The organism is Affinundibacterium nitidum, assembly GCF_014284155.1.
Taxonomy (GTDB): domain Bacteria; phylum Pseudomonadota; class Gammaproteobacteria; order Burkholderiales; family Burkholderiaceae_D; genus Undibacterium; species Undibacterium nitidum.
Genome location: NZ_JACOFZ010000012.1, coordinates 1 through 22,924, shown reverse-complemented (window position 1 = coordinate 22,924; position 22,924 = coordinate 1). Strand labels below are relative to the sequence as shown.

Genomic DNA, 22,924 nt, shown 5'->3' with positions numbered 1-22,924 from the left:
TCTCTTAAACGATTTTAAGCTTTTTTTGTAACAAAACAACAATTTTCATCATCGAACACCTTCCATTCTTTTATTTCTGGAGACGCCATGCATCCGCTCGAACTTAAACAAATCCTCTCTTCTGGCTTATTGTCTTTCCCCATTACCGACTTTGATGAGCAAGGTGACTTCCGTGCTGATACTTATATCGAGCGCTTGGAATGGTTGGCACCGTATGGCGCGAGTGCTTTGTTTGCAGCGGGCGGTACTGGTGAATTCTTTTCACTGACTTCAGGTGAATACAGCGACATCATTCGCACTGCGGTACAAACTTGCGCAGGCAAAGTTCCTATCTTGGCTGGTGTGGGAGGCCCTACACGTCAAGCAATCGCCTTGGCACAAGAAGCGCAACGTTTGGGCGCACAAGGCCTGTTGTTGTTACCCCATTACTTAACAGAAGCGAGCCAAGATGGCTTGGTGGCGCACGTCGCCGAAGTCTGCAAATCGGTCAACATTGGTGTGGTGGTATACAACCGTGCTAACTGCCGTTTGACGCCAAATTCTTTAGAGCGCTTGGCCAATATGTGCCCGAACTTAATCGGTTTTAAAGACGGTATCGGTGACATTGAATTGATGGTATCGATCTGGCGTCGTATGGGTGATCGCTTTAGCTACTTGGGCGGTTTGCCAACAGCGGAAGTGTATGCTGCAGCCTACAAAGCCATCGGTACCCCTGTGTATTCTTCTGCGGTATTTAACTTCGTACCCAAATTAGCGATGGACTTCTATCACGCTACCGCCGCCGATGACCATGTCACCACGAATCGTTTGATCGACGAATTCTTCCTGCCATACTTAGAGATTCGTAATCGCAAGGCGGGTTATGCAGTGAGTATCGTCAAAGCTGGCGCACGTTTGGTTGGCCATAGCGGCGGCCCAGTACGCGCCCCACTCACAGATTTGACTGCAGAGGAAGATGAAATGTTGCGTCAGCTGATTTTGAAACAAGGCGCGCAATAATAATGTGCAGAGGTGATAGCATTCCATTGACCATGATTGGAATGCTCCACTAGGACTAGAACAAAACAACATTCAAGCGACCTTTGTACAAACGTAGCGAGCGGTCGAAGTTTGAATTGAGAAGCGCACCTGTGCTTGTGCACAGCGAGCATCGCAAATTCACAATTCGGTCGCGCAGTAGTTTGTGCAAAGGTCCATTCAGGATAAAGGAAACACCATGTCAATTCAGGGCAACATGATCATCGGCCAACAACGTCGTTTCGGACAAGCAGGCCAATTAAAAGCGATCAATCCTGCAACGAATACCGAAATCGAACCCGCATTTGGTTTAGCCAATGCAGCCGATGTGGAACAGGCATGCCAACTGGCACGTGAAGCCTTTGACCAGTATCGCGAAACGACGCCAGAACAACGCGCCGTTTTCTTAGAGACGATTGCTGACGAAATTCTCGCGCTTGGCACTAGTCTGATTGACCGTGCACATCAAGAAACAGGTTTGCCCATTGCACGCTTGGAAGGCGAACGTGGTCGCACCATGAATCAATTGCGCCTGTTCGCAAAAGTGGTTCGCGATGGCTACTACCTCAATGCGACACTCGACAGCGCCTTACTTGAACGCACGCCACCACGCCCTGATCTGCGCATGCGCAAAATTGCGATCGGCCCGGTCGCGGTGTTTGGCGCATCGAATTTTCCTTTAGCCTTTTCTGTTGCTGGTGGTGATACAGCCTCTGCGCTCGCGGCGGGTTGCCCTGTAGTGGTCAAAGCCCATAGCGCGCATCTCGGCACGTCTGAATTAGTGGCGCAAGCAATTCAAACGGCTGCTGCCAAATGCCACATGCCTGAAGGTGTATTCTCGTGTTTAATTGGCGATGGTCGCCAGATCGGCCAAAGCTTGGTCAGCCATGCAGCGATCAAGGCCGTTGGGTTTACAGGTTCGCGTCAAGGTGGCATCGCACTAATGCGCACTGCTGCGCAACGCCATGAACCTATTCCGGTGTATGCGGAAATGAGTAGCATTAACCCTGTGTTCTTAATGCCAAGCGCACTGGCGGCACGATCCACACAAATCGCACAAGGCTTTGTCGAATCCTTAACACTGGGCGCTGGTCAATTCTGTACTAACCCTGGCTTAGTGATTGCCATCGACAGTACCGATTTAGAGAATTTTATCGAGACCGCCGCCAATGCATTGCAAGCGAAAGCCGCAGCAACCATGCTTACGCCCGGCATTCATCATGCCTACGTCAAAGGTACAGAACAATTATCCAGCATCGCCGGTGTCAGTAAGGTGGCCGAAGGACAAGCGGGCGGCAGTGCATGCGCTGCACAAGTGCGTTTATCGAGCTGTACAGCGCCGCAGTTCCTCAACACGCCAGCCCTCAGCGAAGAAATCTTTGGACCATCCTCCTTGATCATTCGTTGCGCAGATCTCGACGAAGTGCACGCGATTGCGGAATTCATTGAAGGCCAATTGACCGCAACAGTGCATGCCAATGAAGCAGATTACGAGCTCGTCAAAGCTTTAATGCCAATCTTAGAACGTAAAGCGGGGCGTATCTTGTTTAACGGTTTCCCGACGGGTGTGGAAGTCGCGCATGCAATGGTGCATGGTGGTCCTTTCCCTTCCACGTCTGATAGTCGCACGACTTCAGTCGGTGCAACGGCCATCGACCGTTTTATTCGCCCAGTGTGCTATCAAGAGTTACCAGCAGCCTTAACGCCAGCAAGCTTGCAACAAGATAATCCTTGGTCGGTGCCACGTATTGTGAATGGTGAATTGCAGTTAGGGAAGTAATATAGACAGAGAAGCTTTGCTGAGCACTGGATTCCCGCCACGGCGGGAATGACGGCAACTCAGTTTCAGATCAGACTACTTCGACAATATAGAACTTTTCACAAGCCTTAAAACAGATAGGAAGAGACCTCTGCACAAAGTAGCGGTTTCAAACAATAAGACTCACTTCACACCGACTTATTCATTTCAAGGTTTGTGTGGTGAAAGCGCTAAAACAAAAACGGAGACACTTCCATGAATGCCCTCAACATCGGTCGCTATCGCTGGACAATCTGCGCCCTGCTCTTCTTCGCGACCACGATCAATTATCTCGATCGACAAGTGCTCAGTTTATTGGCACCAGACTTGAGCAAAGAGTTTGGCTGGACCAATAGCGATTACGCTAATATCACTGCTGTCTTTCAGTTTGTATATGCGATCTCTATGCTATTTGCGGGGCGCTTCATTGATCGTATCGGCACCAAACGCGCCTTTGCCTTGGCAATTGTGATCTGGTCTATCGGCGCAATAATGCATGCCTTTGCCATCTTCTTCGGCAATGCAGTCAATACCATCGCGACCACCTTGGGCTTTACTGCACTTCCAGTATCGATCCTTGGTTTTATGTTGTCACGCGCTGTGTTAGCGCTCGGTGAAGCGGGCAACTTCCCTGCTGCGATTAAAGCCACCGCTGAATACTTCCCGAAAAAAGAACGTTCTTTTGCCACAGGCATTTTTAACTCTGGCGCGAATATTGGTGCGGTACTCGCGCCGATCACTGTGCCTTTAATTGCTGCTGCTTGGGGCTGGCAAGCCACCTTCATGATTGTCGGTGCGATTGGCTTTATCTGGATGGGATTTTGGCTAGTCTTGTACGATAAACCTGAACAACAACGTCGCCTCTCCGCCGAAGAATTTGCCTACATCCACCAAGATGTAGAACAAGAGAATACGCAAGCAAGCGCAGCCTCAGCGGCAACAACAGCAGAAACCACCACTTTTTCCTGGTTCCGTTTATTGGCTTATCGCCAAACTTGGGCTTTCGCCTTTGGTAAATTCATGACGGACGGTGTGTGGTGGTTCTTCTTATTTTGGTTACCTAAATATTTGGCCGCTCAATACGGCATGAAGACTACCGATTTCGTTTTCCCTTTGGCTGTGCTGTATAGCATGACCATGATCGGCAGTATTGGTGGTGGTTGGTTCCCCACTTACTTCATCAATCGCGGCGATACGCCGTATGACGGCCGCATGAAAGCGATGTTAATTATCGCGCTGATTCCCTTAGTCGTTTTGTTGGCGCAGCCATTCGGTTATTTAGGATTTTGGGTGCCAGTGATCTTGATCGGTATCGGCGCTTCTGCTCATCAGGCATGGTCAGCGAATATCTTTACCACCGTATCCGACATGTTCCCTAAACATGCGGTCGCCTCAGTAGTCGGCATTGGTGGCATGGCCGGTGGTCTCGGTGGTGTATTGATTACCAAGCTCGGTGGTTGGCTGTTTGATTACTATGGTAGCCAAGGTCAGCTACAAACTGGTTACACTATCATGTTTGCCATCTGTGCTCTGGCCTACGTGGTCGCCTGGAGCGTGATGAAAACACTGGTACCGAAATACAAAGTTATTCATTCTGTGTAAGCGCATTGATCTATGTTGACGACTCTTCCTATTGAACGCGTAGCCGATGTCCGCAGTGGCGTCGGTGAAAGCCCTTTTTGGCATGTTGCGGAGCAAGCGTGGTATTGGGTCGCCATCACAGAAAAAAAGATCTGGCGCTATTGCCCCACAGCGCCATCTAGCCAAGCTAGTTTGCAATATTGGAATACCAATGAGATGCTAGGCTGCTTAACCCAAGCCGCCGATGGAAGTTTTATCGCTGGCATGGAAAGCGGCGTCTTTCAACTCCATCTCAGCGAAGCACATCAGGTACAAGCGAAACGCCTTGCCGCGCCCGCCGAATTGGGTCAAGGCATGCGCTTTAATGATGGCCGTTGTGACCGTCAAGGTCGCTTCTGGAGTGGCACGATGTTCATGGACATGGCCCAAGCCAAGGCCATCGGCCATCTGTATCGTTACAGCGCACAACAAGGTATCTCAACACCGTTTGTCTCTGGCCTATTTGTACAAAACGGCCTCGCATGGTCGCCCGATGGACGCACCATGTACCTTTCAGATTCGCACCCCAACAGCAAGATGATTTGGGCCTTCGATTACGATTGCGAAGTTGGTGTACCACACAACCAACGTGTGTTCGTGAATATGAAAGCACTAGAAAGCCGCCCCGACGGCGCAGCGGTTGATATCGATGGCTGTTACTGGATATGCGGCAACGACGGCTCACGCCTCTTACGTTTCACGCCTGAAGGCAAACTCGACAAAGAAATCGCCCTACCAATGAAAAAACCCGCCATGTGTAGCTTCGGCGGGCCAAATTTAGATACCTTAATGGTGACATCAATTGGCGTGGGACAGCCCGAAGACGATGAATGGGCTGGAGCGACGATCTTGTTGCGACCTGGGACGCAGGGGATCGCTGAGACGGCGTTTGTGGTCGATTAATCTGCCGTGCATATCGAGCGCAAGCTATTTGCCGTTCTCTTTCTGATATTCCTCAACAGCCTCAACATACTGCCGTGATTTCAAGATCAGCGGCATATAGCGAATATTTCGCTTTTTCGCGAGGCTAATGTCGTAGTTCGCCAAACTTCCCCGAGCGCCACAATAGGCGCTGCAGCTTGAAGATGACTCAGCGTTGATTCTATCGGTGAGATTCAAAGAACCGTTATTGGAAGATATTTTCAAAGTGCAGACCTTCTGTTCCGTTTGATATTTATCACTCTGATAAACGAACGCATCATTTGAGAACTTGGCAATTCCGGAGATGCCGCATGTGTGGCCATTGTAGAACTGCAATGACGCTCTAAAATAAATCGCGTCTTCGGAATAGCTCACAATTTCAACGATGTCTTCAGATTGATATTTTTCGCCGGAGACGAGCCCGTTTCCAAAACGATGTTTATAGACGCCTTCTATCTTCCTGATCAGATCAGAGGGCTTAGAAGTATTGTCAGATGCGAGGCAAGCGCTTGAAATGTAGAAGCAGACTAAGGCAATCACTAAGGAAAAAGATGATTTGAATTTGTTTTGCATGTTGCGGCCGAAAGAGTTGTTTGATCCTGAGAATAATGTAACACACGTAGGTACGATTAAAGCGCAGCGTAATCGTACGTATGCCAATCGCCACCAACATGCATTTCCATATCACCGCACCAATCCAAGGGGTAAATTCCCTTTCGCAACATGATGATGAAAGGTCGAATAGGGCCAATCACGTACGCGTTTCACCAATCCATGTTTCAAAAGATTGACGTGAACATAATCGATATTTAATTAGTTGTATTTGGTTCCAATCGCATGCGTACGATTACGCTGCGCTTTAATCGTACCTACGTACCTATGTGTTTTTCTTGAAATGTGCGTTCATTTGATTTTAAAAATAGAGTTGTTCAAATTATCTAAAATCGATGTATATTCAATTGAAATTCTTCGTATAATTCCTTTTCCTTATTTTTAAATTTTGTTCGACGTCGATTATGTTCACACCACGCGAGTTATTAAAAAACCTCCCCTTCCGAATCCCGCAGGATTCCTGCTGCAACTGTGGGTCAACAGAAAATGTATTTCGAACTGAAACTGAATTAAAAGATATTAGCTACTTCGTTATCGGCGGCGTTGAGCGTACACTAAAAATTGAACTCCCTTTCTGCAACAATTGTGAGCGTTCGGCACTTCGTTTCCGAAAAAACATTTTGATAAAGTGTCTTATTGCTTTTGGTCTTTTCTGGCCCTTCTTGGGTTTGTCATTAATTTATGCAAATGAACTTCCTCGCTTCCTAGCAAACAACATGATCCTGTTTGCGGCATTGCCTGCTGCCTTGATTACATCTCTGTATTACCTCACACGAAGAGCTAAGGCGCCAGCGACAAGTTTTTACCAACCAGTTTTTCTAAAGCACGTTCGCTATTCCACGAGAGGGGAGGTAAAAGGTGTAGCTTTGGGCTTTACAAATCGAGAATTCGCTAAAAGAGTTGCTGCACTAAACACGGATTTCTGCGAGGCGCGAGCTTTAATAATCGTTATTGAGCAAACGTAACCCCCGTAGGTACGATTTAAGCGCAGCGTAATCGTACATATGTCAATCGCCACCACCAACATGTATTTCCACATCACCGCACCAATCCAAGGAATAAATCTCCTTCACAACATGTTGATGAAAGGTGGAATAGGGCCAATCGCGTACACGTTTCACCAATCCATGTTTCAAAGGATTGACGTGAACATAATCGACATGCCTTTGGAAATCAAGCTCGTCGCGGATCAAATGTTCCCAATAATGTCGCTGCCAAATGCCGCGTTCGCCATACTTTTGGCGGGTCGCTGATATTCTTTCTTCCCTCGGCAATGCGCGAGAAAATGCGGTTTTGATGAGACGCCAGCGCAAACTAAAATCGCTGTCGCCGGGCGGCAGCGTCAAGACACAATGGAGATGCTCTGGCAACACAACCCATGCGTCGATGTAAAAAGGATGCTTTTGGCGTACCTGTTGCACAACACGCCTAAGCAATTCGATTTCTCGTACAAGCAAATTATTTCCATGTCGTTGCAAGAGGTTCACCGTGAAAAACCACGTCCCACCAGCAACAAATGCGCGTCGATAATTTGGCATGGATTGATGGGTTTTGATTAGTTGTGATGGGTTGCGGATGCATGCGTACGATTACGCTTTGCTTTAATCGTACCTACGTGGACTTTCCTCACTTCAGTACAATCTCACCCTTGTTCGCTTTGATGTATGTGAACAGTTTGTCCGCTATCGCCTCTTTATTCTGGAAGTACCGATTATCCATCTTTCCGAGATCAGTAATCGCTTTGTCGCCTAGACGATCCAGTGCAGCATCGATCTTCGCAACCGTAACGTCGCCGCTGATCTTCAGGTATGCGAGCGCATCCGAAGTGATCTTGGCGGCGGCCGGGCAACCGATTCGCTCCAGCGAAGAAGGAAGGATAGCAGCGAACTTCTTGGACGAATTAAGGAAAAACTGATGATACCCACCATTATTAACTTCGCGCTCCATCGCCTCGACAGCCAAGATATCAAGCTCGATGCGCGAGAGCTTCTTCTTTTCTTGCTTCTGTAGCAGCGCCCCTTCAAAAGCGAGCACAAGGGAATCGATACGATAGTCTGATTCCATCGCAATCAGCTGATCGACAGTCTGACCACCATAAGAATCGAGAAATTTTTTTCCTTTTGCTTCGCTCATGGCGGCGACGCCTCCGACAAGAAGTAGAGTTAATAGTCGACGCATTTTTGCCGAACTAGATATAGACGGTGATATGACGGGCGTAAGACCAGATGGTCGCACAATACTTTTCATTGAAACTCTCCAATACCCCATGAATACACACTCTTCGCTGCCCAGTGCCAAATCGCCGAGTACTAAAATTTTGCAAAAAGCGCCAAGGTGATTTCAAATTTAACCGAACCTTGCAATCATACCAAATACACAACCATAAAAAACAAAAATGCCCGAACAAGTCGGGCATTTCGAAAATATCTGGTCACGCTACTAGCCGGGCACTACACAAAGGCCATCTACGCTTTAAATTCCTGCGTAATCGTCTTCCCAGCTATCTTTACATTTTTTAGCTTCAATCCCTGCACGTTATACAGGTACATGTATTGCTCTTGATTGACAGGGTCACCAAAATCGCAATTTTCAATGACCACATCACGCACGGGCAATATTGTTGGCATAGGCACAGGCCCGTTGTAATCCGAGGCGACGGGGCCCAAGATCACTATTGCTTGGTAGCAGGAATGTTGCCCTGTTTTTGATTTCACATTACCGACCGTCACATTTGAAATATGTACGTGGCTCACTTCGGGTGGACGGGTACGTACATTATCAGCCACGGGTGCGTAGTCACAGTCGAAGGTGACGACAGCGCCTGCAGCGGACGCCACCGTGCGGGACGCGATGGGCGAACCTGGTAATGACGCGTAGAACGATGGGCTGGTTTGTACGCCGTTGGGGATGCGTACGTTGCGTACATAGAAGTGGCGTAAGAAACCGCCGCGGTTCATATTGGTTTTGAGACGTATCGCGGTGTTCAATGTGTTGGTCGCCCAATGCATGTTCTCGAACAAGAGGTTTTGTGCGTACACATGTTGTATGCCGCCCGCCATTTCGCTGCCCAAGGTGACGGCGCCGTGGCCGCTTTGCATGGTACAGTTTTGTATCACGATATTTTGCGAAGGGCCATATTGCGTATCGCGATTTTTGCCCGCTTTAATCGCAATACAGTCGTCGCCGGTGTCGAAGGTGCAGGACTCGACTAAGACATTGTCGCAAGCCTCGGGGTCAAAACCATCGCTATTGGGGCCGTGGCTTTTCGCGAGCACATTCTTGATCAAGATGTCGCGGCAATTGACGGGGTGATGCTGCCAGAATGGTGTATTGCAGACTTGATAGCCTTGCAGCCAAACGCGATCGCAGCCGATCAACTGTATCATCGGTGGGCGTAGATAATGCCCTTTACCGAAGACACGTTTTGGTAGCGGCACTTTGGCTTCAGATAAAGCTGGCAAGTAGGCACCATCTGCGCGCCACCGGTCGCCTTCGGCTTGAATTAAGGAGGCCTCTTCTTGACTGATATTGACCACGTCAGACAAAGCTTTGGCGTTCAGTGGATTCACCGTGTTCTCCGACATCTTGCCAGCCTTGTAGTTAGGCGTAGTGTCTTGTCCAACTGAGTTGATAGTTTTTTGTTTGCCCTTCCAAGTCCACCAACAATCGCCAGCTTCATTAAATGGCACTCCGCCCTGCCCGTCTAGAATACTGCTCCAATCTTCGCCTGTAAGCGCAATATTGGTTTGTCCGAAGGCATACACCATCGGTGAGTAATTTAAGCAATCATTACTCTGCCAACGCGAAATCACCAAGCGGCCATTGGCACCACAATCAACACTGCCATATTGAGCGTAGTGTTCAGGTTGATGACTAAAGAAGATATGCGCACCCGCTTGTAAATGCACATGCACATTTGATAGCAAAACCAAGGGGCCAGCACAATACCAATCACCTTTAGGAATGACGACGCGTCCGCCCCCAGCTTGATGGCAAGCGGCGATCGCAGCCGCAAATGCAGGATAACAATCATGACTACCGGTCTTCGGCGTTGGCAATGTCGCTTGTTCTTCATGGGATACCCAAGCCTTGACCGAATCTAATTCGCATCGCTTGGCACCGAACTCCAGCACTGAAAAATCTTGGTCGCGAAATGGCAAAGCTTTGGCGAAACGATCAACGATACTTTGCGCACGTTGCCATGGGTCGCTTTCCATTTTGCTTTGGCTCCATGCCGTAGGCAGGCAAAGTGCGCCGCCTATTAGGCTGGTGCTTTGGAGGAAGCGTCGGCGTGTTTGATTCTTATTTTGAGGCTTATTCATAGGAAGCTTTCATTCACTTTGAAGGATGAGCAGGCGAAGTGGCGGGCGCTGCTTCTACGCTATTGTTAAACTCAGCTAAGAATATTGCTGCAGCCGGCGTTGGCATAATCAACGGTAAGCTATAGCCTAGCTGCTGTACCCAGTCGGCATCGCGTTCTTTGCTGACTTCCGCTAAATTGGCAAAATAATCGGCCACTGCATATTGCGCTGGGCGGAAAGCGAGGCTACCTTTTTTGTTCCAATCAGCCCAAGGATGTTGCGTTTGAATATGCGCACCAATGCGTGAATTCAAAATCACGACTTTACCGACGGTTTCTAAGACTTGTTTGCTAATGGTGCCAACAGGCGCCTGATAGCCATCGACATCGGCTAACTCACAACGATAGCCCGGCACATTGATACCTGCATACGGGGTGCACTTTTGTGTATGGAACCATTGCCGTGCCAAATAGAATTTACCTGCTAAAGCATTGGCGCTGCCATCGTGTGTGAAATTGCATTCGTTAAACACGAAGCCATAGGCGCTACGCAAATTGGTGTTCGGTGCCGCCACGTACGAAGTGGAACGATCACCGATAGACTTAATTTCAGATCGATAGAAGTAAGCCGTGGTGTCGCCGAAGATAAAATCGACATTACCCTCCACATAAGAACGATGGAAGAAACTCCGCACACTGAGGCCAGGTTTCGTCGAACGTAAGTACAAAGTATCTTGCAGACCCAAGAGGCGTAAATTTTCAAATTGAACTTTGTCTGCGCCTTCCACCATCATCGCTACCGCTTGGTGATGCACAACGACCACCGGGGCTGTACCCGCTGTTGCGCCGCAACTGCTATTCGGACATTCGGCTGAGGTATCGATCGCTTCTTTGTTGTAGGCGTTTTCAATCGTGATGTTTTTGACTTGAAAACCGTCACCGCGTATCCACGCCACTGCGCTGCCGTTAGTGCCGATCACTGGCCTGTCTTTGATGCTATTGAACATCTCGACAATGCTAGGGTCTACACTTTCAAACTGCTTGGCGAAACGGCTGATATAAGCACGGCCCAGTAATGCCGCATGTAGATTGGCGACGATCTTTGTTTGACGCGCATCTTCATTTTTTGAAAACAAGGTGATCGGAACCGCGGTCACAGGCACATACAAGAGTTCTCGATAAGTATCAGGCGCAAGTTCTATCCATAAACGTTTATTGCCTGCCGTCTTAGCTTGCAGTTTTCTGCCATCGAGCAAAGCTTGATTGACTGCAGCTTGCACACTATGAAATACACGGATGCCATCGGCTTTCAAGCGGCGGTCGACCACATAGTCGGCCTTCAGATCTGAGGCGCGCACTAAGTCATCGTTTAATGGGTTCCATGGGTCTAACTTTTCTTTGCCTGCTTCACCAACACGCTTAAGCACTTCTTCAATGCTGAACAATGCTGATTGTTGGGCAGTGAGCTGGGGGCGAACATCCTTCTTTTGCACCGCCGGGAAATCGGCGAACTTACCTGCGCAAGTACTCTCACTCACGGTAGGCAATTCAATACGTTTGCTTTCTTCAAGGAAGGATTGCGGCCTACCATCGACGTTGATCTCAGCGAAGGCGACGGTTTGTGTTGCTAATGAAGTCGCCGCTACACTGACTTGTTTCATCTGCAAACGCAGCGGATTTTGCGCATCGTAGCCGCGCAAAATGATTTGTCCTGGGCTTAGGCTGTGCACGTTCTCCATCACGATATCGCGATAATATGGTACAGACCGGCCAATCGCCTTGGGGTTGTAATGCGTGTCGATATCAATGGGGCGTTTAATATCTTTTAGACAGACGTTTTCGTATCGAATATGTTCGACCACGCCACCTCGTGAAACATCGCTCTTGATGCGTAAGCCAGAAGTGGTGCCTTGCATACTTAGATCGCGTACTAAGACATTGCGCACGCCACCATTCGTTTCACTACCAATCGACATGCCATGGCCGCTATAGAAATGATTATTCAAGATGGAGACATTCTCGACCACTCCACTACTTCCTCCTTTAATCGCGATGTTGTCGTCACCGGTGCGGATATAACTATGTGCCACCGTAATATTGCGCGACGAAATCGGATCAATACCATCAGTATTACGCGAAGTGGCGGGCGTATCGATCACCACTGCCCATGCAGTAAAACCATCAACCCGATTCAAAGTCACATGAAAATTGGGAGAGTTTTGTAGGCGTAGCTGATAGAAAGTAATGTCTTGCGAGCGATTGACTTCGATCAAACGCGGCACATTGTGTTCATTGTTTTCACGCTGAGCACGGCGCGCCATTTGCCACCACGATTCGGTTTTACCTTTAACCAAAGCAGCACCTTGTCCATCAATCGTGCCGGGGCCGTACAAGCCTGAGGACTTCGCATCTTCTATGCGAATAAAGGGCAAACATTGACGGCCTTTTTCTGCGTTGACGCCACATGCGCCAAACTTATCACCACGCTCAAACAAACTTGGATCTGTGCTGGCATACAAGATCACCTCGCGATCAATGCGCAAAGAAACACCGGAAGGAATACGTAGTGGTCCAGCAATAAAACTATCTCGCTCATTATTTGCCGCTAACTGCACGGCCTGTCCTTGTGGGCATTGATCGAGCGCAGCTTGGATTTTTTGAGTGTCGACGATGGTACTTTCTGCCACGTCTTTCGCTGCTTGCGTCGCGGTTAACACCGTGCATACCGCAGGCATACGGGGTTCGATCACTTGCCGACTATCTTGCGCAAAACTGGCTGCAGATAAAAACGAACTGAAAGGCAAAGCGCACATCAGCAATTTCAAGCTTAAGGACTTCATTATTTACTTCCTTCTTTTGCTACTTCAGTCGTCAAGGCTGGCCCAACCAAGGCCTTGGTTTCTGGATACGCCTGCATCAATTCACGCAACACCATGTCGGCGAAAAAGACAGCACCTTTGCGACCCACGTGGGTGCGATCAAAAGCAGACTTTGGCGCGCCCTGAGGCTCTAACTTTGCGATATCAGGTCTGCTTGAACCTGCTTCATCCACTTGCTTATTCACTACCGGTGGAGGCGCTACTGCTAAGGTGTCCGCCTCTGCCTCCCCCATCGTTTGTACTGCCGCATAACTTTTTGCATTGAGTGGCAACACAGTAGCATGACGTTCCTGCCCTATCTTCTCGATCGCCTGTGCCCAAGGCAAGAGGTTGTTTTCTAAAACGCCAGCACGAAAGCTGCGACGAGTTAAGGGTGTGACTAGTACAGGTACACCATTCCAAGCGCGTACTTCATCTACATAGCGCGCCATATTGACGGGAAATTCCGTCGCTAAGTCAGTCGAGCGTCCTGGCTTTCCAGGTTGATCATTGTGCCCAAACTGGATCAAGACGAACGTCTTACGCCCTGATTGATCTTTGAGTAAATCTTCGACTTGTTTCCATAAGCCTTCAGCACGAAAACTGCCAGAACTACGACCGCCGCGAGCAAGATTAATGCACTGCACTGCTGGCGTAAAACGCTCGCATAACGCATCGCCATAGCCGCTCTTGGTTGCCATGGTAGAGTCACCAACCAAGACGATGCGTATCGCTTGCTCGCTCTCTTGTTTGTTTGCTTGAAGCTCGCTGATAGGCGCGCAGGCACCGAGCATGAGAAGTGAGAGCGCAAGGCCCAAGCTTTGCCATCTTTGTTTCAATTGAACCTGAAATGCCATGATGAATACCGGTGATCAATCAATGATGAACGAGATCAAAAAAAAACCGCGATCTGTTTCAAGCAGATCGCGGGTATGACCGATCAATAGAAGGTATAAGTGATACGGGTATTGAATGCACGACCAATCGGACTAGCGGCGCTACTCAAATAACCGTTATAACCACTGTGATTAGTCACAGGCGGATTGACATCAAACAGATTCGTCAGACCAGCCACAATCGTGAAGTTTTTAAAACCACGATAAGTGCCAGTCAGGTTGAACACTTGATAGGGTTTGATATCACGGAAGTACTGCGCTGCGACCAAGTTTTGATCGTGGTACCCAGTATTGTAGTTCTGTGTCAACTGCGCAGCCCAATCACCTTTCATCCAGTTCAGAGCCAAGGTATGTTTCCAACGGAAAGTAATGATAGGCAAGCTGCTTGTCGTGCCGTTACTTGCCAAACCGAAACGACCGATGTTGGAGGCCCAAGCACCACCTTTTTCCAACTGATTATCAAACTGTGTCAGATAAGTGCCATTCAAACTAACTTTAAACGTACCCCAACCCTCTGTTGGATAGCTATAGTTTGCAGCCAAATCCAAGCCTGCTGCTTTTTGACCACCGAGGTTCATCGTCACGTTTTTAATGTACAACAATTTGCCCGTCGCATCGCGCACAAACAAATCGGCATACTTCACTGGATCTAAGAAGTAAGCTTGCTCCGGCAAATTGGCCAACATCTTATCCATCGTGATACGCCAGTAGTCTACAGACACCGTCAAATTCTTCATTGGCTCAACCACCATACCAAGCGTGCCGCCCACAGAGGTTTCTGGAATCAACTCGGCATTACTACCAGTTTGTTTTGGCAATTTCACATTACACACTGTTGCCGACACCAAACCTGGCAAGGCTTTACCTGTACCAGCAATAGCTGGCGTTGGGCCTGGACATTGCACTGGATCATCCCATGCCGCACCCGTTGTTGTGGTGGCGCCTGGCAAACGATAGCCGTAACGGTCGAACAAAGTCGGTGCGCGGAAACCAGTATTAGCTGAACCACGGAACATCACCACAGAGTTCGGTTGATAACGGAAGCTCGCTTTTGGATTCACTGTGTTGCCGAAGTCGCTGAAATGATCGTCACGCACCGCCAAGTTCAAGTTCAATTCTTTAGTCACCGGCACTTCAACCTCAGCATACAAAGCCGCTACATTGCGTGCACCTTGACCGTGAGAAGGAACTGAGCCCGCATAAGTCGCCAAGTTACCTAATTCTGTTTTGGTATCTTCGGTTGTATCACGATGAAAATCTAAGCCAACCGCCAAGCCAACATCACCAGCAGGTAATTTCATCACTGCTTTGTTGAGTGTCAGTTCCAAACCGGTGTATGTACTCTTAGAAACGCGCAATTTCTGGCCGTTCAGACCAATGCTATCGAGGTAGGCTTTACCTGTAGCATCTTGCAACCCAAATGGGTTCAATGTGCCATTCGTAATACCTGCGATGAGCTTGGCACCATCGACAGCACCAGAATCTAAGTAACCAATACGATCGCTAATACCGACCACCAAACCAGCTTTGTAGTCCCAACCAGCGATCACGCCTTCGTCACTCAAATTCCAACGTTGATTGATCTGTTCATCTTTGGTCGTGTAAGCGCCTAAGTCCGCAACACTCCAAGTCACCAACAAAGGTGCGCCTGTTACGCCTGTCACTTTTGGCACACCGCCACTGCCGCCTGGATACCACTTACTGGTCGAAGGCAACAATGCCGTAACGCCGTTGGCGGCTAAGCTAGTCGTTGGAATTTTTGTGCCAAAGATATGCTCTTCACCACGGTTGTATTCCAAGGAGATAGTATGATCATCGCTAATACGTTTCGTCGCTTTTGTGAAGAAGGTCAGTTGATCATTCGCATATAAGGCGGTGTTATAGGTTTGATTGTTAATAACACAGGTATTCTTACCGCCTTGAATCGAGTAAGGTGCCACGCAACCCGTTGAATAGTATGGGTTAGCCGCAGCGAAGGCTTTGTTACTTGGGATAGTAAAGTTCGCCGGCATCGCGAAACCGCCACTGGCCAAAGATGGCGCACGACCAATACTGGTCAATAACTCTGCAGAACTCAACTCAGCGCGATCAGAGCCCAACAGGCGGCTACGACGATGGGCATCGGCCGTTGCATAAATATTCCATCCATCTTTTTGCAAATCGCCCGTACCAATGATGAAGCTCACGCGTTGTTCGTCTGCACCACCGTCACGCTGCGGTTGTACCGCTTGCGCTGTAACGGAAGCACCATTGTATTCACGCTTTGTGATGAAATTGACGACACCACCGATGGCGTCTGAACCGTAGATAGATGAAGCGCCGTCGTTCAACACTTCAACGCGTGCGATCGCGCTCATCGGGATCACGTCGAGATTGGCATAACCATCGGCAATCGCTTCATTGGCTAGGCGGCGACCATTCAGCAATACCAAAGTGCGGTTAACGCCCAAGCCGCGCAAGTTAACGTTGGTGCCGGAACCTGCATTAGAAGGCGCTAAAGAATTTGACTGAGGCAAAGCCATCATCAAATCGGCCAAAGTTGTCATGCCGCGTTTTTCTAACTCTTCGCCAGTTACCGAAGTAATCGGTAGTGAAGCTTCACTTGCCAAACGTTTGATGGAGGAACCTGTCACTTCCACCCGCAAAGGTTCTTGCGCCAGTGCTTGGCTTTGACTAATAACACCCAAGACTGCGACTGTGATAGCGGATAAGGTCAGCTGTTGCAAGCTGGTCTTCTTGTTCGTTTTCATTATTGTCTCCTACTAATTTTAATAGACACTCATATGGGGATGAGCAAAAAACCCTAGTTGGAGCACCTCGCGTACTCTCTGCCGCGTCGACGAAGATGTGGCTATTTGCCGCATCGAGGTCTCGCCGGTCCAATTTGCTGACCAGACAAATGCAGGTGTGATCAGCCCTACCATTTTCTTGCATCACTTCTCAACACTAAAACTACTAAAACCACTAAAACTTTCACCTCTCTACAGCTACTCAGGCTTGCTTCAACCGCGCGAGAAGGTCCGTGTCACTCGCTCTAAATGTGCTCGCATCGCTTTACGTGCTGCTGCGGGATCATGCGCCGCAATCGCTTCTAAAATATCGCGATGGTCAGTCAAAGTGACATGGCGTAATTCTTCCGTTTGAAAATGCTCCTTCAAGCGATGCCATAAACGACCACGTTGATCCCACAAATATTCAACCGTTCCAACCAAAGCACTATTGCCAGTTGCCCTCGCAATCGACAAATGGAATTCTCTATCTGCACGCTCGTTGCTGGACTGGTCAGCATGATGCTTCTCCATTTCCAACGCCGCTTTCAAAATCGTATCAATCGCACCATCTGTCGCCACCCGCGCAGCGATTGCAGCCACTTCAGGCTCAATCAAACGGCGCGCCGACAACACTTCAAACGGCCCCGGACCCACTTCTGGCACGTCGGGCTCTTGAACTTGCTCACTGATATACACGCCAGACCCGCCACGCACTTCCACCACGCCACCTAATTCCAAAGCCAAGATCGCCTCGCGCAATGAAGCACGGCTGACAGATAACTTCGCCGCCAAATCTCGCTCCGACGGCAAACGCTCTCCAGCACCGATACTTTCATCCTGAATTAAGACTTGGATCTTGTCGGCCACTACGCGATACAAGCGCGGCTCGTGGCCGGATTGCTCAGTAGCTGCAGAGGCTTTTCTTATCATAATAAAAACACGATGTTGTATTTGGTCAGGCCATTCTAAATTGGTTCGACCAATTTTGCAATCTGGACTAGCCAAATATTTTTTTAAATGGCATACTCGCCACAACAACCAATAAAAATAAGCTTAGGTTCGAGCGAATAGACATCGTTTTTTCGCCTCTCCGCTCATACCAATGCGAGTACTTGCCAAGAAGAATGGGTGCAGCACCGCCTTAAATGAGTGGTCAGACCGATTATGAAATTGGTCTACTAATGACAGGTCTACTCATGCAAGCCGATGCCGCATCGAAAACATAAGACCGAAATGCAGTTATTGCGAGCGATCTAAATTTGAGTTGAGAAGTTCGTCTGTGCTTGAGCAGATCAACCGATCGCTAACTCAAGATTGAACCTCGCGTTCGTTGTAGTGCGGTCGGGAAAAGAGAAAAGGACAAGAGATCAACATGGCAAACGAAACGCTCACACCGCTGTATATTCGCATGCATGACAACGACAATGTCGCCATCGTCGTCAATGATGGTGGACTCGCAGCGGGCACCGTATTTCCCTGCGGTTTGGTTTTGAAAGAATACGTTCCACAGGGCCATAAAGTCGCTTTGTCTGATATCGGCGCGCAAGAGAAAATCATTCGCTATAACGTGACCATCGGTTTCGCCACAGAAAACATAGAACGTGGTCGCTGGATACAAGAAGCCTTAGTCCAACTTCCACCTGCACGTACTTTAGAAGATCTGCCTATTGCCAACCGTCCAGCGGCAGAAACCACCGCACTCGAGGGCTATACCTTCCAGGGTTTCCGTAACGCCGATGGCAGCGTGGGTACGCGCAATATTTTAGCGATCACCACTACCGTGCAATGTGTGGCCGGTGTAGTCGAATTTGCTGTCAAACGCATCAAACAAGAATTACTCCCAAAATATCCGCACGTGGATGATGTGATTGGTCTCGATCATACCTATGGTTGTGGTGTAGCGATTGACTCACCTGATGCGCAAATCCCCATTCGAACGGTACGTAATATTAGTCTCAACCCTAACTTTGGCGGACAAGCCATGGTGGTGAGCTTGGGCTGCGAAAAACTGCAACCGAATCGCTTATTTCCGAAGGCTGCCATTCCTATTCAAAGCGCCAACACCAATTCTTTTGAACCGGTCGTCGTTTGTTTGCAAGATGCTGAACATGTGGGTTTTGATTCGATGATTCAATCGATCATGGCAACTGCGGAGCAACAACTCGAAGTTTTGAATCGACGTCGTCGCGAAACCTGCCCTGCCTCTGATCTGGTGATTGGCGTGCAATGCGGTGGTAGCGATGCGTTTTCCGGTGTGACCGCCAACCCTGCCGTCGGCTTTGCCACAGATCTACTAGTACGCGCTGGCGCTACTGTGATGTTTTCAGAAGTGACCGAGGTGCGTGATGGCATCGACCAACTGACCTCCCGTGCCGCCACCCCAGAAATTGCCGCTGCCATGATTCGTGAAATGGAGTGGTACGATAATTACTTGAAGCGCGGCGGCGTCGATCGTAGCGCTAACACTACACCAGGCAACAAAAAAGGTGGCTTATCCAATATCGTCGAAAAAGCTATGGGCTCTATCGTCAAATCCGGTAGCAGCGCGATTACCGGTGTGTTATCACCTGGCGAAAAATTGACAAGCAAAGGTTTGATCTATGCTGCTACCCCTGCCAGCGATTTTATTTGCGGTACTTTACAGCTCGCGGCAGGCATGAATATGCATGTGTTCACCACAGGTCGCGGTACACCTTATGGTTTAGCTGCTGTACCTGTCGTCAAAGTCGCCACACGTAACGATCTCGCTAAACGTTGGCATGATTTAATGGACATAAACGCTGGCAAAATCGCCAGTGGCGAAAGTAGCATTAGCGACGTAGGTTGGGAGTTATTCCACTTTATGCTCGATGTCGCCAGCGGTAAGAAAACATGGGCTGAGCACTGGAAACTGCACAACTCTTTAGTGCTGTTTAACCCTGCACCGATTACCTAATCTCCCCTACATTCACCGAATTCATCTCTGTAAAGCTAAACTTAAATTTGAGGAAGTCATGAGTACTGCACCAATCAAACCTTTTAAACGCATTCTTCTCACTGGCGCGGCTGGCGGCTTAGGTAAAATTTTGCGCGAACGTATCAAGCCTTGGGCCGATATCATTCGCCTCTCTGACATCAGCCCGATGGGCGATGCGCAAGAAGGTGAAGAAATCGTACAGTGCGATCTCTCCAACAAAGCCGCCGTGCACGAATTAATGAAAGATGTCGACGTTGTGTTGCATTTCGGTGGCATCTCCACAGAAAACAACTTTGAAGCCATCATGGCAGCGAATATTCAAGGCACTTACAATATTTATGAAGCAGTGCACCTAGCAAAAGTAAAGCGCGTGATCTTTGCCAGCTCTAACCATGTCGTTGGCTATTACAAGACCACAGACTATATCGACGCTAGTATGCCTACGCGCCCCGATGGCATGTATGGCATCAGTAAATGTTTTGGTGAAAGCCTGTCGCGATACTACTACGACCGCTTTGGCCTTGAAACCGTCTGTATCCGCATCGGCTCCTCATTCCCAGAGCCGATCAACAAGCGCATGATGGTGACTTACCTCAGCTACAACGATTTAGTTGAACTCTTACGCTGTGCAGTGTTTGCACCACGTGTCGGCCACACCATTAGTTTTGGCGTGTCGAATAACCCAGCAAGTTGGTGGGACAATCGCTATGCGGCTCATCTCGGCTTCCAAGCCAAAGACAGCTCAACAGTATTTGCGCATAAATTCCCTGACAGTAGCGACTACCCTGCGGCGGACGATATCACTACCATCTATCAAGGCGGTGGTTTCTTACTAACAGGGCCACAATACAAGTAATTCGCATCACCTAAACAAAAACATTATTCACCACGAATTACCGTTTATCACCCCCATTTGAGCGAGCGTAAGCACTTCCCACAAAGTGCCACCTCGCTCTTTTCTTGTCTACGACGCTTCCCGCTTCACGCCAATCAATCTCCATTGGCGACGTTTTTCGCGATTTTGTCGCAAACTTTTCTCCTAGCCTAGTCCTTAGCCTAAGCTTTATACTTCGACGTGGCCACATCGCCATAGGCTTAGTAGAACAGGACTCAGATGAAGATCACCGATCGTTTTAATACACTCACTAGAGAAAAAATCATGCGCGAGGTCGGCATGATGGTGGCGTTAAACACTTTAATCGCTGTTTTCGTTAAGTTAGTTTTACACTCCAAGCAAGGCTTCTTCATGGTGTGGGTGTTTTCCATGCTCATTGGTTTTTCCATTAATGTCGTGATCTCGTTGTCGAGCTACCTCATTTGGCGAAAGCAAGAACCCAATCGCATTGCGTTTATGTTGATTTGCATCGCTGCCGCACCTGTCGGCTATTTCATTGGAAGCTCTATTGGCCTTTTCTTGTATGGAATTGATGCGCCCAGTTTTGTCACACTGATGCAAAGCGGCAACCGAGCACCGATCGTCGTGAGTGCATTTATCAGCCTCTTCGCCGGCATCTTCTTCTGGAACCAAAACAAACTAAACGACATCAAGCTCGCCCAAGAAAAAGAAAAAGCGCGTACTGCCGCCATTGAGCGCCAAGCCTTGCAAGCGCAACTCCAGCTATTACAAGCGCAAATTGAGCCACACATGTTGTTTAATACGCTGGCGAACTTACAGGGTCTAATCGCGATCGATACAGAACGTGCTCAATACATGTTGGAGCAGCTGATTCGCTACCTGCGGGCAACGCTCAATTCCGCACGTACCGAGAAAACCACGCTCAAGCATGAATTCGAATTGATGCATGCCTATCTCGAATTACTCGCGATTCGTATGGGGAAACGCTTAACTTATGCCATCGATTTACCAGTTGAACTCGAGGGTAAAGAAATCGCGCCCATGTTGCTACAACCGCTCGTAGAGAACGCAATTAAACACGGTCTTGAACCTAAGGTGGAAGGCGGCAAAGTCACGGTCAGCGTCAAAATGGAACATCAATGTCTGATATTGACGGTGGGTGATACCGGTTTAGGATTGCCAGCGGATTACGATGAAAACTATCGAGCACCGGACCACCAAAGCCATGTCGGCAATGCCAATATTCGTGAACGTGTATTGGCCTTGTATGGCGAAAAAGCGAGCTTCACGCTAGTCAATAATCAACCCTGTGGCGTCCTTGCGGAACTGCGCTTGCCATTAAATTCAAACTCTATCTAGGTCAACGATGAACCATTCAACTCCACGCGCCTTGATCGCGGAAGACGAAGAAATCTTAGCCTTAACGCTCAAAAAAACCTTAGAACGCCTGTGGCCCGAACTCAGATTCTGCGGCATCGCTGAGAATGGTATCGAAGCAGTCAACCACGCGCTCAAAGAGTTCCCCGATATTATTTTTCTCGACATCAAAATGCCGGGGAAAACAGGCTTAGAAGTCGCTGAAGAATTGGCAGATGAATGGCCGGGGGATAAACCGTTTCCACTCATCGTTTTCGTCACTGCCTACGACGAGTACGCAATTCAAGCCTTTGAGCACGAGGCGATCGACTATGTGTTGAAACCGATTAGTGATGTACGCATCTCAAAAACGGTACAGCGACTCCAAGCGAAGTTCAGCTCGCAAGACGAGCGCCCTGATGAACTTGGTCAATTAATGGCGCAACTAAGTAAGCTCAACCCAGCGCTTTCTGGTCTCGCGCCCAAGACAGAACGCCTCAGCATGGTACGCGCTGCGGTCGGCAACCAAATTCGCATGATTCCGGTCGGTGATGTGCTGTACTTCGAAGCCACAGACAAGTATATCAATGTGGTCACGGCAGAGCAGTCGGTGTTGATACGTATGAGTTTGCGTGAGCTACTTGCACAACTTGATCCTGAAGTCTTCTGGCAGGTACATCGTGGCTACATCATCAATACGCGCTCTCTAGAACTCGCCAATCGCGACGAAAGCGGCAAACTGACGCTGCAACTCAAAGGTAGTAAGCAAAAAATTCAGGTGAGTCGCGTCTACGCGCATTTATTCAAACAAATGTAGAAAATAAAAAAGGATGGCGTGTGAACTGACCCCAAAAAGTTGGACAGTTTGTTAGTTATACATAGGAGGGCTGATTTCTGTATTGAACAGGACTCAGCCCTTTCAGTTTTAGTTTGATTCGCTCGTGATTATAGTAGTGAATGTAT

Annotated in this window: 18 protein-coding genes; 9 read left to right on the top strand and 9 right to left on the bottom strand. The window is 48.7% G+C overall.

Annotated features, from left to right (window positions below; translation table 11 throughout):
• The first annotated feature begins 87 nt into the window (after positions 1–87).
• The 4 genes from kdgD to H8K36_RS17890 all read left to right on the top strand — a co-directional run bounded on the left by kdgD (position 88) and on the right by H8K36_RS17890 (position 5,338).
• Entirely contained in the window at positions 88–999 is a 912-nt protein-coding gene (gene kdgD, locus H8K36_RS17905; RefSeq protein ID WP_186917920.1) for a 5-dehydro-4-deoxyglucarate dehydratase, read from the top strand.
• Between the two features lie 217 nt (positions 1,000–1,216).
• A complete protein-coding gene (locus H8K36_RS17900; protein ID WP_186917921.1) occupies positions 1,217–2,797 on the top strand; it encodes an aldehyde dehydrogenase (NADP(+)) in 1,581 nt (526 codons plus the stop codon).
• 234 nt (positions 2,798–3,031) lie between these two features.
• A complete protein-coding gene (locus H8K36_RS17895) occupies positions 3,032–4,417 on the top strand; it encodes an MFS transporter (RefSeq protein ID WP_186917922.1) in 1,386 nt (461 codons plus the stop codon).
• Between the two features lie 12 nt (positions 4,418–4,429).
• Positions 4,430–5,338, top strand: a complete 909-nt coding sequence (locus H8K36_RS17890) for an SMP-30/gluconolactonase/LRE family protein (protein ID WP_222611268.1) — start codon at positions 4,430–4,432, stop codon at positions 5,336–5,338.
• Between the two features lie 24 nt (positions 5,339–5,362).
• Here the strand turns inward: H8K36_RS17890 and H8K36_RS17885 are convergent, their stop codons facing one another.
• Positions 5,363–5,929 carry a hypothetical protein gene (locus H8K36_RS17885; RefSeq protein ID WP_186917923.1) on the bottom strand — a complete coding sequence of 189 codons (567 nt, stop codon included), beginning with the start codon at positions 5,927–5,929 and terminating at the stop codon, positions 5,363–5,365.
• A gap of 443 nt (positions 5,930–6,372) precedes the next feature.
• On the opposite strand from H8K36_RS17885, the gene H8K36_RS17880 reads away from it, so the two are divergent.
• Positions 6,373–6,933 carry a hypothetical protein gene (locus H8K36_RS17880; protein WP_186917924.1) on the top strand — a complete coding sequence of 187 codons (561 nt, stop codon included), beginning with the start codon at positions 6,373–6,375 and terminating at the stop codon, positions 6,931–6,933.
• A 42-nt stretch (positions 6,934–6,975) separates the two neighbouring features.
• On the opposite strand, the gene H8K36_RS17875 is transcribed toward H8K36_RS17880, so the two are convergent.
• From H8K36_RS17875 to H8K36_RS17845, 7 genes are all read right to left on the bottom strand, one after another.
• On the bottom strand, positions 6,976–7,506 hold the full coding sequence (locus H8K36_RS17875) for an REP-associated tyrosine transposase (protein ID WP_186917925.1): 531 nt from the start codon (positions 7,504–7,506) through the stop codon (positions 6,976–6,978).
• A gap of 88 nt (positions 7,507–7,594) precedes the next feature.
• The gene (locus H8K36_RS17870; protein ID WP_186917926.1) at positions 7,595–8,101 is read right to left on the bottom strand and encodes a DMP19 family protein; all 507 of its coding nucleotides are present in this window, start codon (positions 8,099–8,101) and stop codon (positions 7,595–7,597) included.
• Positions 8,102–8,433: 332 nt separating this feature from the next.
• Complete coding sequence (locus H8K36_RS17865; protein ID WP_186917927.1) at positions 8,434–10,290, bottom strand: glycoside hydrolase family 28 protein; 1,857 nt, start codon at positions 10,288–10,290, stop codon at positions 8,434–8,436.
• Between the two features lie 13 nt (positions 10,291–10,303).
• Positions 10,304–13,108, bottom strand: coding sequence for a pectinesterase family protein (locus H8K36_RS17860; RefSeq protein WP_230404803.1), 2,805 nt, complete (start codon positions 13,106–13,108; stop codon positions 10,304–10,306).
• Positions 13,108–13,983 (bottom strand): rhamnogalacturonan acetylesterase, encoded by an 876-nt coding sequence (locus H8K36_RS17855; protein WP_230404800.1) that lies wholly within the window; start codon positions 13,981–13,983, stop codon positions 13,108–13,110. Before H8K36_RS17855 ends, H8K36_RS17860 begins: the two co-directional genes overlap by 1 nt.
• Positions 13,984–14,066: 83 nt before the next feature.
• Positions 14,067–16,772, bottom strand: coding sequence for a TonB-dependent receptor plug domain-containing protein (locus H8K36_RS17850; protein WP_186917928.1), 2,706 nt, complete (start codon positions 16,770–16,772; stop codon positions 14,067–14,069).
• 252 nt (positions 16,773–17,024) lie between these two features.
• Positions 17,025–17,723: a FadR/GntR family transcriptional regulator gene (locus H8K36_RS17845; RefSeq protein ID WP_186917929.1), complete on the bottom strand. Its 699-nt coding sequence runs from the start codon at positions 17,721–17,723 to the stop codon at positions 17,025–17,027.
• Positions 17,724–18,165: 442 nt separating this feature from the next.
• Between H8K36_RS17845 and garD the strand changes: the two genes are divergently transcribed.
• The 4 genes from garD (at position 18,166) to H8K36_RS17825 (ending at position 22,778) form a co-directional block, all read left to right on the top strand.
• Complete coding sequence (garD, locus tag H8K36_RS17840) at positions 18,166–19,728, top strand: galactarate dehydratase (protein WP_186917930.1); 1,563 nt, start codon at positions 18,166–18,168, stop codon at positions 19,726–19,728.
• Positions 19,729–19,786: 58 nt separating this feature from the next.
• Positions 19,787–20,605 carry an NAD-dependent epimerase/dehydratase family protein gene (locus H8K36_RS17835; protein WP_186917931.1) on the top strand — a complete coding sequence of 273 codons (819 nt, stop codon included), beginning with the start codon at positions 19,787–19,789 and terminating at the stop codon, positions 20,603–20,605.
• A gap of 258 nt (positions 20,606–20,863) precedes the next feature.
• Positions 20,864–21,964 (top strand): sensor histidine kinase, encoded by a 1,101-nt coding sequence (locus tag H8K36_RS17830; RefSeq protein WP_186917932.1) that lies wholly within the window; start codon positions 20,864–20,866, stop codon positions 21,962–21,964.
• 7 nt (positions 21,965–21,971) lie between these two features.
• Complete coding sequence (locus tag H8K36_RS17825) at positions 21,972–22,778, top strand: LytR/AlgR family response regulator transcription factor (protein WP_186917933.1); 807 nt, start codon at positions 21,972–21,974, stop codon at positions 22,776–22,778.
• A gap of 55 nt (positions 22,779–22,833) precedes the next feature.
• Here the strand turns inward: H8K36_RS17825 and H8K36_RS17820 are convergent.
• On the bottom strand, positions 22,834–22,924 hold a 91-nt coding region (locus H8K36_RS17820; protein WP_186917702.1), incomplete at its 5' end, for an IS3 family transposase.

Excerpts from the sequence above, each read along its gene's own strand:
- H8K36_RS17835 (WP_186917931.1), top strand. The coding sequence starts at position 19,787 with ATGAGTACTGCACCAATCAAACCTTTTAAACGCATTCTTCTCACTGGC.
- H8K36_RS17880 (WP_186917924.1), top strand. The coding sequence starts at position 6,373 with ATGTTCACACCACGCGAGTTATTAAAAAACCTCCCCTTCCGAATCCCG.
- H8K36_RS17850 (WP_186917928.1), bottom strand. The coding sequence starts at position 16,772 with ATGAAAACGAACAAGAAGACCAGCTTGCAACAGCTGACCTTATCCGCT.
- kdgD (WP_186917920.1), top strand. The coding sequence starts at position 88 with ATGCATCCGCTCGAACTTAAACAAATCCTCTCTTCTGGCTTATTGTCT.
- H8K36_RS17870 (WP_186917926.1), bottom strand. The coding sequence starts at position 8,101 with ATGAGCGAAGCAAAAGGAAAAAAATTTCTCGATTCTTATGGTGGTCAG.
- H8K36_RS17895 (WP_186917922.1), top strand. The coding sequence starts at position 3,032 with ATGAATGCCCTCAACATCGGTCGCTATCGCTGGACAATCTGCGCCCTG.
- H8K36_RS17875 (WP_186917925.1), bottom strand. The coding sequence starts at position 7,506 with ATGCCAAATTATCGACGCGCATTTGTTGCTGGTGGGACGTGGTTTTTC.
- garD (WP_186917930.1), top strand. The coding sequence starts at position 18,166 with ATGGCAAACGAAACGCTCACACCGCTGTATATTCGCATGCATGACAAC.
- H8K36_RS17845 (WP_186917929.1), bottom strand. The coding sequence starts at position 17,723 with ATGATAAGAAAAGCCTCTGCAGCTACTGAGCAATCCGGCCACGAGCCG.
- H8K36_RS17860 (WP_230404803.1), bottom strand. The coding sequence starts at position 13,108 with ATGAAGTCCTTAAGCTTGAAATTGCTGATGTGCGCTTTGCCTTTCAGT.
- H8K36_RS17885 (WP_186917923.1), bottom strand. The coding sequence starts at position 5,929 with ATGCAAAACAAATTCAAATCATCTTTTTCCTTAGTGATTGCCTTAGTC.
- H8K36_RS17865 (WP_186917927.1), bottom strand. The coding sequence starts at position 10,290 with ATGAATAAGCCTCAAAATAAGAATCAAACACGCCGACGCTTCCTCCAA.
- H8K36_RS17900 (WP_186917921.1), top strand. The coding sequence starts at position 1,217 with ATGTCAATTCAGGGCAACATGATCATCGGCCAACAACGTCGTTTCGGA.
- H8K36_RS17825 (WP_186917933.1), top strand. The coding sequence starts at position 21,972 with ATGAACCATTCAACTCCACGCGCCTTGATCGCGGAAGACGAAGAAATC.
- H8K36_RS17890 (WP_222611268.1), top strand. The coding sequence starts at position 4,430 with ATGTTGACGACTCTTCCTATTGAACGCGTAGCCGATGTCCGCAGTGGC.
- H8K36_RS17855 (WP_230404800.1), bottom strand. The coding sequence starts at position 13,983 with ATGGCATTTCAGGTTCAATTGAAACAAAGATGGCAAAGCTTGGGCCTT.
- H8K36_RS17830 (WP_186917932.1), top strand. The coding sequence starts at position 20,864 with ATGAAGATCACCGATCGTTTTAATACACTCACTAGAGAAAAAATCATG.